This is a genomic window from Kitasatospora sp. NPDC015120 (assembly GCF_043080305.1).
In the GTDB taxonomy this organism is placed as follows: Bacteria; Actinomycetota; Actinomycetes; order Streptomycetales; family Streptomycetaceae; genus Kitasatospora.
Genome location: NZ_JBIBVJ010000010.1, coordinates 116,963 through 128,334 on the forward strand (window position 1 = coordinate 116,963; position 11,372 = coordinate 128,334).

The following is an 11,372-nucleotide window of genomic DNA, read 5'->3' on the forward strand; positions in this document are numbered from 1 at the left end:
GGAGCGGATGATGACCACCTCGAACGACAAGATCGTCCAAGCGCTGCGGGCCTCCCTTCAGGAGACCGAGCGGCTGCGCCGGCAGAACCGGAAGCTGGTGGAGGACGCCGCGGAGCCGATCGCGATCGTGGCGATGAGCTGCCGCTTCCCGGGCGGCGTCGCCTCGCCCGAGGACCTGTGGCGCCTGGTCGCCGAGGGCGGCGACGCGATCGGCGGCTTCCCCGCCGACCGCGGCTGGGACCTGGAGGCGCTCTACGACCCCGACCCGGACCACGCCGGCACCTGCTACGTCCGCCAGGGCGGCTTCCTGCACGACGTCGCCGAGTTCGACGCCGGATTCTTCGGGATCTCGCCGCGCGAGGCGCTGATGATGGACCCGCAGCAGCGGCTGCTGCTGGAGACCACCTGGGAGGTCTTCGAGCGGGCCGGCCTCGACCCGGGCTCGCTGCGCGGCACCCGGACGGGCGTCTACGCCGGGACCAACGGGCAGGATTACGCGCGCCTCTCCAACTCCCCGGAGGACTTCGACGGTTACCTCGGCACCGGCAACGCCGCCGCCGTGGTGTCGGGCCGGATCGCCTACACCTTCGGCCTGGAGGGGCCGGCGGTGACGGTGGACACGGCGTGCTCCTCCTCGCTGGTCGCCCTGCACCTGGCGGCGCAGGCGCTGCGGCGCGGCGAGTGCACGCTGGCCCTGGTGAGCGGCGTGACGGTGATGTCGACGCCCGGCGCGTTCATGGAGTTCAGCCGTCAGCGCGGGCTGGCGGCCGACGGCCGCTGCAAGCCCTTCTCCGCCGCCGCCGACGGCACCGGCTGGGCCGAGGGCGTGGGCATGCTGCTGGTGGAGCGGCTCTCGGACGCCCGCCGCCACGGGCACCCGGTGCTGGCGGTGGTGCGGGGCAGCGCGGTGAACCAGGACGGTGCGTCCAACGGCCTGACCGCGCCGAGCGGTCCCGCGCAGCAGCGGGTGATCCGCCAGGCGCTCGCGGACGCGGGACTGTCCGCGGCCGAGGTGGACGCGGTGGAGGCACACGGCACCGGCACCTCGCTGGGTGACCCGATCGAGGCGCAGGCGCTGCTGGCCACCTACGGGCAGGACCGCCCGGAGGACCGGCCGCTCTGGCTGGGGGCTCTGAAGTCGAACATCGGTCACACCCAGGCGGCGGCAGGGGTGGCAGGTGTGATCAAGATGGTGATGGCGCTGCGCCACGGCGTCCTGCCGCGCACCCTGCACGTGGACGAGCCGACGCCGCACGTGGACTGGTCGGCGGGCGCGGTGCGGCTGCTGACCGAACCGGTGGCCTGGCCGGAGCGGGACCGGATCCGGCGGGCGGGCGTGTCCTCGTTCGGCGTCAGCGGCACCAACGCGCACGTCATCCTCGAAGCGGCGCCCGCCGAGGAGCCGACGGAGGAATCGGCCGAGGAACCGGCGGACGGTTCGGCGGGTGAGCCGTCGCGGCTGCCGGTGGCGCTGTGGCCGCTGTCGGCCCGGGACGGGCAGGCGCTGCGCGGGCAGGCCCGGCGGCTGCTGGCCCACCTGGCGGAGCGCCCGGCGGTCGATCCCGCCCACCTCGGCCGCTCGCTGGCCACCTCGCGGGCCGCGCTGCCCCACCGGGCCGTGGTCCTCGGGACCGACCGGGACGGGCTGCTGCGCGGGCTGGAGGCCCTGGCGCGGGACGGTGCCGATGCCGGCCTGGTCCAGGGAGTCGCCGGACGGAAGAACAAGCCCGCCTTCCTGTTCTCGGGGCAGGGGAGTCAGCGGCTGGGGATGGGGCGTGAGCTGTGCGCGTCGTTCCCGGTGTTCGCGGAGGCGTTCGACGAGGTCTGCGCGCATCTGGACGTGCACCTGGAACGGCCGTTGCGGGAGGTGGTGTTCGGCGAGGACGCGGAGCTGCTGGGCCGGACGGAGTTCACCCAGCCCGCATTGTTCGCGGTGGAGGTGGCGCTGTTCCGGCTGGTGGAGTCCTGGGGAGTGCGGGCGGACTTCCTGGCCGGTCACTCGATCGGCGAGTTCGCCGCCGCGCACGTCGCGGGCGTCCTCTCGCTCGCCGATGCCGCCGAACTGGTCGCCGTGCGTGGCCGGTTGATGCAGGAGCTGCCGTCGGGCGGGGTGATGGTGGCGGTGCAGGCCCCGGAGGCCGAGGTGCTGCCGCTGCTCGCCGGTTGCGAAGAGCTCGTGGGCATCGCTGCGGTCAACGGCCCGACTTCGGTGGTGCTCTCGGGTGACGAGGCCGCCGTCGCGGAGGTCGTCGCACTCCTGGAAGGCCGTCGCACCAAGCGGCTCACGGTCTCGCACGCCTTCCACTCGCCGCAGATGGAACCGATGCTCGCCGCCTTCCGCGAGGTCGCCGAGCGGATCACCTTCGGCGCGCCCTCGCTGCCGATCGTCTCCACCCTGACCGGACAGCTGGTCTCGGCGGAGGAGGTGGCCGATCCCGAGTACTGGGTGCGCCACGTGCGCCACGCCGTCCGCTTCGCCGACGCCGTCGAGACCCTCGCGGCCAACGGCACGACGGCCTTCCTGGAGATCGGTCCCGGCGGACTGACCCCGATGGTCCGGGAGACGCTGCCCGACGCCCTCGCCGTCCCCGCGCTGCGCGCCGACCGCACCGAACCCGCCGCCTTCACCACCGCCCTCGCCCACCTCCACACCCACGGCATCCCCCTCGACTGGGACACGGTCTTCGCCGGCACCGGCGCCCGCCGGATCGACCTGCCCACCTACGCCTTCCAGCGCCGCCGCTACTGGCTGGAGTCCTCCGCCTTCCAGGCCGCTCCGGCGGACCTGGTCGAGGCGGGCTTCTGGGAGACCGTGGAGCAGCAGGACCTGGCCGCGTTCGCCGACCGCATCCAGGTGCCCGAGGACGCCCCGCTGGCCGAGGTCCTGCCGGCGCTGTCCACCTGGCGGCGCACCCGTCGGGAGCAGTCCACGGTGGATGGCTGGCGCTACCGGATCACCTGGAAGCCCGCCCCCGATCTCACGGAGCCCACCCCGGGCGGGCGCCGCCTCGTCCTGCTGCCCGCCGGGCCGGACGACGACGGCTGGGGCCCGGCCGTCGTCGCCGCCCTGCGCGCGCACGGCGAGGAAGTCGTCCCGGTCACCGTGGACACCGCCGCCGGCCGCGAGACCGTCGCCGAGCAGCTGGGCGGCGTGCTCGCCGGCCTCGTCGGCCTCGCCCCGGGGCAGGGCGCCCCGGAGCACGGCGTCACCGGAGTGCTCTCCCTGCTCGCGGTGGACGAGCAGCCGCACCCCGAGCACCCCGTGCTGTCGGCGGGCCTGGCCGCCACCCTCGCGCTGGTCCAGGCGCTGGGCGACCTCGGCCTCGACGCCCCGCTCTGGTGCGCGACCCGGGGAGCGGTCTCCATCGGCTCCTCCGACCCGGTCCGCAGCGCCCGGCAGGCGCAGGTCTGGGCGCTGGGCCGGACGGCGGCACTGGAGCACAGCCGCCGCTGGGGCGGGCTGGTGGACCTCCCGGAGACGCTGGACGAGCGCGCCGCCCGCCGCCTGGCGGCCGTGCTGACCGGCGCGGGCGCGGAGGACCAGCTGGCGGTGCGCGGCTCGGGCGTCTACGTCCGCAGGCTGACGCGCGCGCCCCAGGGCGCGGTGACGGCGGCCGCCGCCCGGCGGCCGCGCGGGACCGTGCTGATCACCGGCGGTACGGGCGCCCTGGGCGGCCATGTCGCGCGGCGGCTGGCGCGCGAGGGCGCCGAGCACCTGGTGCTGGCCGGCCGGCGCGGCCTCGCGGCCGACGGCGCGGCCGAACTCCGCGACGAACTGGTGGCCCTGGGGGCCGAGGTGACCGTCGCCGCGTGCGACGTCGCCGACCGCGAGGCGCTGGCGCGGCTGCTCGACGGGCTGCCGGCCGAGTACCCGCTGACCGCCGTGGTGCACGCCGCCGGCGTGGGCACGCCCGGCCTGCTGGCCGAGACCACGCCGGAGGAGTTCGCCCGGGTGGTGACCGCGAAGGCCGAGGGCGCGCGGCACCTGGACGAACTGCTGGGCGAACGGCCGCTGGACGCGTTCGTGATGTTCTCCTCGATCTCCGGCGTCTGGGGTGCCGGAGGCCAGGCCGCCTACGCGGTGGCCAATGCCGCGCTCGACACCCTGGCCGAGCGGCGCCGGGCCCGCGGACTGGCCGCGACCGCGGTGGCCTGGGGGCCCTGGGCGGGCGGCGGCATGGTCGAGGACGGTGACGCCGAGGAGCGGCTGCGGCGCCGTGGACTGGCCGCGCTCGCACCGGAGCCGGCGGTCGCCGCGCTGTGCGGCGCGCTGGACCGTGAGGAGACCGCCGTGACCGTGGCGGACGTGGACTGGGCGCGGTTCGCGCCGTCCTTCACCCTGGTGCGCCCGAGCCCGCTGCTCGCCGACCTGCCGGAGGTCCGGTCCGCGCTGGCGGCCGCCGCCGACGGCCCGGAGCCGGCCGCCGACGCGCCGGTGCCCGCGTTCGTCCGGCGGGTGACCGGCCTCGGGGAGGCCGAGCAGCTGCGCGCGGTGCTGGACCTGGTCCGGGCCGAGGCGGCCGCGGTGCTCGGCCACGGCGGCCCGGAGCAGGTCGCCGCCGACCGGGCCTTCCGGGAGCTCGGCTTCGACTCGCTGACCGCCGTCGAGCTGCGCAACCGGCTGGCCACGGCGACCGGGGTGCGGCTGCCGGCCACCCTGGTCTTCGACCACCCGTCGCCCGCCGTGCTGGCCGCCCATCTGCGCGGACAGCTGGCCGGCGCCGTGGAGCCGGCCACGCCCACGGCCGCCGCCACGGCCGCACCCCTCGACGACGAGCCGATCGCCATCGTCGCGATGAGCTGCCGCTACCCGGGTGAGGTGCGTTCGCCCGAGGAGCTGTGGCGCCTGGTCGCCGAGGGCCGCGACGCGGTGGCCGGGTTCCCCACGGACCGGGGCTGGGACCTGGAGGCGCTCTACGACCCCGACCCGGACCGGCCGGGCACCAGCTACGCCACGGACGGCGGATTCCTCTACGACGTCGCCGACTTCGATCCGGCCTTCTTCGGCATCTCGCCGCGCGAGGCGCTCGCCATGGACCCGCAGCAGCGGCTGCTCCTCGAACTGACCTGGGAGGCCTTCGAGCGGGCCGGGATCGACCCGGGCGCGCTGCGCGGCAGCCGGACCGGTGTCTTCATGGGATCCGGTTACCAGGACTACGCCTCCCGGCTGCTGAGCGTGCCGCAGGACCTGGAGGGCTACATCGGCACCGGCAGTTCGGCGAGCGTGGTGTCGGGCCGGATCGCCTACACCTTCGGTCTGGAGGGGCCGACGCTGACGGTGGACACGGCCTGCTCCTCCTCGTTGGTCGCGCTGCACCTGGCGGCGCAGGCGCTGCGGCGCGGCGAGTGCACGCTCGCGCTCGCGGGCGGGGTGACCGTGATGTCCAGCCCCAACGCCTTCATCGAGTTCAGCCGCCAGCGCGGTCTGGCGCCCGACGGCCGCTGCAAGCCGTTCGCGGCGGCCGCCGACGGCACCGGCTGGGGCGAGGGTGCGGGCCTGCTGCTGGTGGAGCGGCTGTCGGACGCCGAGCGCCACGGCCACCGGGTGCTGGCGGTGGTGCGGGGCAGCGCGGTGAACCAGGACGGCGCGTCCAACGGCCTGACGGCGCCCAACGGTCCCGCCCAGCAGCGGGTGATCCGCCAGGCGCTCGCGGACGCGGGGCTCTCGCCGGCGGACGTCGACGCGGTGGAGGCGCACGGCACCGGGACGACGCTCGGTGACCCGATCGAGGCGCAGGCGCTGCTGGCCACCTACGGGCAGGACCGGCCCGAGGAACGGCCGCTCTGGCTGGGGTCGTTGAAGTCCAACCTCGGTCACACCCAGGCCGCGGCCGGGGTCGGCGGCATCATCAAGATGGTGCAGGCGCTCCAGCACGAGGTCCTGCCCAGGACCCTGCACGTGGACGAGCCCACCCCGCACGTCGACTGGTCGGCGGGCGCCGTGGAACTGCTGACCGAGCCCGTCGACTGGCCGCGGAACGACCGGCCGCGCCGGGCGGGCGTCTCGTCCTTCGGGGTGAGCGGCACCAACGCCCATGTGATCATCGAGCAGGCGCCCGCCCCGGCCGGTCCGGTCCCGGCGGCCCCGGCCACGGCGGACGGAGACACGGCCGACGGGGACACGGCGGACGGGGCCGGGCTCCCGTGGGTGCTCTCCGGCACCACCGTGGAGGCGCTGCGCGGACAGGCCGAGCGCCTCCACGCCCACCTGGCCGAGCGGCCGCGGCTCGGCGCGGCGGACATCGGCCTGACGCTGGCCACCTCGCGGGCCGCCCTGGAGCACCGCGCGCTGGTGGTGGCCCCGGACCGGGCCGGCCGGATGGCGGGCCTGCGCGCCCTGGCGGACGGCCGGCCGGACCGCTCGGTGGTCCTCGGCACCGCGCTGCCGGGCGCCGGACCGGCGTTCCTGTTCTCGGGACAGGGGAGCCAGCGGCCGGGGATGGGGTGTGAGCTCTTCGCGTCGTTCCCGGTGTTCGCGGAGGCGTTCGACGAGGTCTGCGCCCATCTGGACGTGCACCTGGAACGGCCATTGCGGGACGTCGTGTTCGGCGAGGACGCCGAACTGCTGGGCCGCACGGAGTTCACCCAGCCGGCGCTGTTCGCGATCGAGGTGGCGCTGTTCCGGCTGATCGAGTCCTGGGGGGTCCGTCCCGCCTTCCTCGCCGGTCATTCGATCGGCGAGTACGCCGCCGCGCACGTCGCCGGTGTTCTGGCGCTCGCGGACGCCGCCGAACTGACGGCGGCACGCGGCCGGTTGATGCAGGAGCTGCCCCCGGGCGGGGCGATGGTGGCGGTGCAGGCCCCGGAGGCCGAGGTGCTGCCGCTGCTGGCCGGTCGCGAGGAGCGGGTGGGCATCGCGGCGGTCAACGGCCCGACCTCGGTGGTGCTCTCGGGCACCGAGGACGCCGTCACGGAGGTCGTCGGGCTGCTGGAGGGCCGTCGCACCAAGCGGCTCACGGTCTCCCACGCCTTCCACTCGCCGCTGATGGAACCGATGCTCGCGCGCTTCCGCGCGGTCGTGGAGCGGGTCACCTTCGGCGTGCCCGCCCTGCCGCTCGTCTCCACCCTCACCGGACAGCTGGTCTCGGCGGAGGAGCTGGCCGACCCGGACTACTGGGTGCGCCACGTGCGCCACGCCGTCCGCTTCGCCGACGCCGTCGAGACGCTCGCGGCCAAGGGCGCGACGGCCTTCCTGGAGGTCGGCCCCGGCGGCCTGACGCCGATGGTGCAGGAGGCCCTGCCCGAGGCCGTCGCCGTTCCGGTCCTGCGGGCCGACCGCACCGAACCCGGGTCCTTCACCACCGCCCTCGCCCACCTCCACGCCCACGGCACGCCCCTCGACTGGGACACGGTGTTCGCCGGGACCGGCGCCCGGCGCGTCGACCTGCCCACCTACGCCTTCCAGCGCCGCCGTTACTGGCTGGACACCCGGCCCGCGCCCGGCGACCTCACGGGCGCGGGCCTGCGCCCGGCCGGTCACCCCCTGCTGGGCGCCGCGATCGCGCTCGCCGGAGGGGAGGGCGCGCTGCTGACGGGCCGGTTGTCCCTGGCGGCGCAGCCCTGGCTGGCGGAGCACAGGGTGACGGGGGCGGTTCTGCTGCCCGGGACGGCCCTGGTGGACCTGGTGCTGCGGGCCGGCGACGAGGTGGGCTGCGAGCTGCTGGAGGAGCTGACCCTCCAGGCACCGCTGGTGCTGCCCGAGCAGGGCGCGGTGCAGATCCAGATCACCGTGGGCGCCGCCGACGGGACCGGCCGCCGCACCGTCCAGGTGCACTCCCGGCCGGACGGCGCGGAGGAGGCCGGCGAGGCCTGGACCTCGCACGCCACCGGCGCCCTGGTCACCGCCGGGCCGGCGTCCGACGAGGAACTGTCGCCCTGGCCGCCCCGCGGGGCCGAGGCCGTGACGACCGAGGGCTTCTACGAGCGGCTGGCGGAGCTGGGGTTCGGCTACGGCCCGGTGTTCCAGGGGTTGCACGCGGTGTGGCGGCGCGGGGAGGAGGTGTTCGCCGAGGTCGCGCTGCCGGAGGGGACGGAGGTCGACGGGTTCGGCGTCCACCCGGCGCTGCTGGACGCGGCCCTGCACGCGGTGGGCCTGGGCGGCCTGCTGCCCGACACCGGCCAGGGGCGGATCCCGTTCTCCTGGAGCGGGGTGCGGCTCGCGGCGACCGGCGCGGGCACGCTGCGCGTGCGGCTGACGTCGGCCGGAGCGGACGCCGTCTCGCTGCTGGCCGCCGACGCCACCGGCCGGCCCGTCGCCACCGTCGACTCGCTGGTCCTGCGCCCCGTCGCCGCCGACGGGCTCGCCCGGGCACGCCGCGCCGAGCAGCAGGACGCGCTCTACCGGCTCACCTGGCCGACGGTCGCCCTGCCGGCCGCGCCGGCCGCCGACGCGGAGCACGCCGACTGGGTCCTGCTCGGCACCGCCGCTCCCGACGACCCGGCGGGCATCCTCGCGACCGCGCCGGCCGCCGAACTCGGGCCGGCCGCCGAACTCGCGGCGGCCGGCGCCCGGCTCACCGTCCACCCCGGCCTCACCGCGCTCACCGCCGCCCTGGACGCCGGCGCCACGCCCCCGCCGCTGGTGCTCGCCCCCGTGGCCCCCGGCGGGGAGCGCGCCGCCGACGTCCACCGGACGACCCGTGAGGTCCTCGCCCTGGTCACGGCCTGGCTGGCGGAGGAGCGCACGGCGCGGTCCCGGCTGGTCCTGCTCACCCGTGGCGCGGTCGCCCCGGAGCCCGGCGAGTCCGTGGCCGACCCGGCCCAGGCCGCCGCCTGGGGCCTGGTGCGTTCCGCCCAGTCCGAGAACCCGGACCGGATCCTGCTGGTCGACCTGGACGGCCACCCGGACTCGGTGCGTGCCCTGATGTCCGTGCCGGCCGCCGGTGAACCGCAGCTCGCGGTGCGCCGGGGGACCGCCCACGCCCCCCGGCTGGCCCGCACGGAGCCCGGCGCGGCCCTGCACCCCGCTCCCGGCGAGGCGGGCTGGCGGCTGACCACCGACGGGACGGGCACCCTGGACGGCCTGGCGCTGACCGGGAACCCGGCCGCCACGGCCCCGTTGGGCGAGGGGCAGGTCCGGATCGCCGTCCGGGCCGCCGGGGTGAACTTCCGCGACGCGCTCATCGCCCTGGGCATGTACCCGGGGGCCGCCTCGCTGGGCAGCGAGGCCGCTGGCGTCGTCGTCGAGACCGGGCCCGGGGTCACCGGCACGGCCGTCGGGGACCGCGTCTTCGGCATGGTCCCCGAGGCCTTCGGGCCGCTCGCGGTCGCCGACCACCGCATGGTGGCCCCCGTGCCGCGCGGCTGGACCTTCGCCCAGGCCGCGTCCGCGCCGATCGCCTACCTCACCGCCTACTACGCCCTGGTCGACCTGGCCGGCCTGCGCCCGGGCCAGTCGCTGCTGGTGCACTCGGCGGCGGGCGGCGTCGGCATGGCGGCCACCCAGCTGGCCCGTCACCTCGGCGCCGAGGTCTACGGCACCGCGAGCCCCGGCAAGTGGCCGGCGCTGCGGGCCGACGGCCTGGACGAGGCGCACCTCGCCTCCTCCCGCACGCTCGACTTCGCGCCGCACTTCCTGGCGGCGACCGGCGGGCGCGGGGTGGACGTCGTCCTGAACTCCCTGGCCGGCGAGTACGTCGACGCCTCGCTGCGGGTGCTCGCCGACGGCGGGCACTTCCTGGAGATGGGCAAGACCGACGTCCGGGACGCCGGGGCGATCGCCGCGGCCCACCCGGGCGCGTCCTACCGGGCGTTCGACACGATCGAGGCGGGACCGGACCGGATCGGCGCCATGCTCCGCGCCCTGGTGGAGCTGTTCGAGCGGGGCGTGCTGCGGCCGCTGCCCGTCACCGGCTGGGACGTGCGGCAGGCGCCGGACGCGCTGCGCCACCTCAGCCAGGCCCGGCACACCGGCAAGCTGGTGCTCACCGTGCCCGCGCCGCTCGACCCGCAGGGCACGGTGCTGATCACCGGAGCCACCGGCGCCCTCGGCGGCGTGGTCGCCCGGCACCTGGTGACCGAGCACGGCGTCCGGCGGCTGCTGCTGACCGGCCGGCGCGGTCCCGCGGCCGAGGGGGCCCGCGAACTGCGCGACGAGCTGACGGAGCTGGGGGCGGAGGTGACCCTGGCGGCCTGCGACGCCGCCGACCGGGAGGCCGTCGCCGCGCTGCTGGCGGCCGTCCCGGCCGAGCACCCGCTGACCGCCGTGATCCACGCGGCCGGGGTGCTGGACGACGGCACGGTGACCTCGCTGACCCCCGAGCGGCTGGCGGCGGTGCTGCGCCCGAAGGTGGACGCGGCCCTGGTGCTGGACGAGCTCACCCGCGGTCTCGACCTGTCGGCCTTCGTGCTGTTCTCCTCGGTCGCCGCCACCCTCGGCAGCGCCGGGCAGGGCAACTACGCGGCGGCCAACGCCTTCCTCGACGCGCTGGCCCTGCGCCGCCGGGCGGCCGGCCTGCCCGCGACCGCCCTGGCCTGGGGCCCCTGGGCCGAGGGCGGGATGGCGGCCGGGATGGACGCGTCCGGCCGCGACCGGATGGCGCGTTCGGGGCTGGTCCCGTTCCGGGCGAAGGAGGGCCTGGCGCTCTTCGACACCGCCCGCGCGGGGGAGAACGCCCTGGCGGTGCCGGTGCGCTTCGACTCCGCGGCCGACCGGGGCGCCGCCGCGGCCGCCGTCCCGGCGATCCTGCGCGGCCTGGTCCGTACGCCCGCCCGGCGCACGGCCGAGGCCGCGACGGGCGGCGCGGACACCCTCCGGCACCGGCTGGACGGTCTGCCCCAGGACGAGCAGACCAGGCTGCTGCTGGACGTCGTGCGCACGCACGTGGCGGCGGTGCTGGGGCTCGGCGGACCGCAGGACGTCGAGCGCGGCCGCGAGTTCAAGGCCCTGGGCTTCGACTCGCTGACCGCCGTGGAACTGCGCAACCGGCTCGGTGCCGCCACCGGGCTGCGGTTGCCCGCGACGCTGGTGTTCGACTTCCCGAACCCCCTCGCGCTCGCGGAGCGGATCCGGACCGGCCTCGCGCCGGAGCAGGTGGAGCCGGCCGTGGCGGTGTTCGGCGAGATCGACCGGCTGGAGGCGGTCCTCGCGGCGATCGGGGCGGACGACGAACTCGTCCGCTCCGGGGTCCGCACCCGGCTGCAGGCCGTGCTCGCCGGGCTCGCCGGCACCCCGGCGGACGAGGGGGACGGCGCGGACGCGGACGCCTCGGACGAGCGGCTCCGGAGCGCGACCGTCGACGACATCTTCGAGCTGATCGACCAGGAGCTCGACGCCTCCTGACCCTGTGGCTCCACCGGACCGCAGTGCGACAGCACTTCCTGACTCTCATGGCGGGTGAACGAGACATGCAGAACGAGCAGAAGCTGCTCGA

General features: G+C 76.7%; 1 protein-coding gene. It reads left to right on the forward strand.

Annotated features, from left to right (window positions below):
- Positions 1-10: 10 nt before the first annotated feature.
- Positions 11-11,281, forward strand: coding sequence for a type I polyketide synthase (locus ACF1AK_RS22715; protein ID WP_391500633.1), 11,271 nt, complete (start codon positions 11-13; stop codon positions 11,279-11,281).
- Positions 11,282-11,372 lie beyond the last annotated feature (91 nt).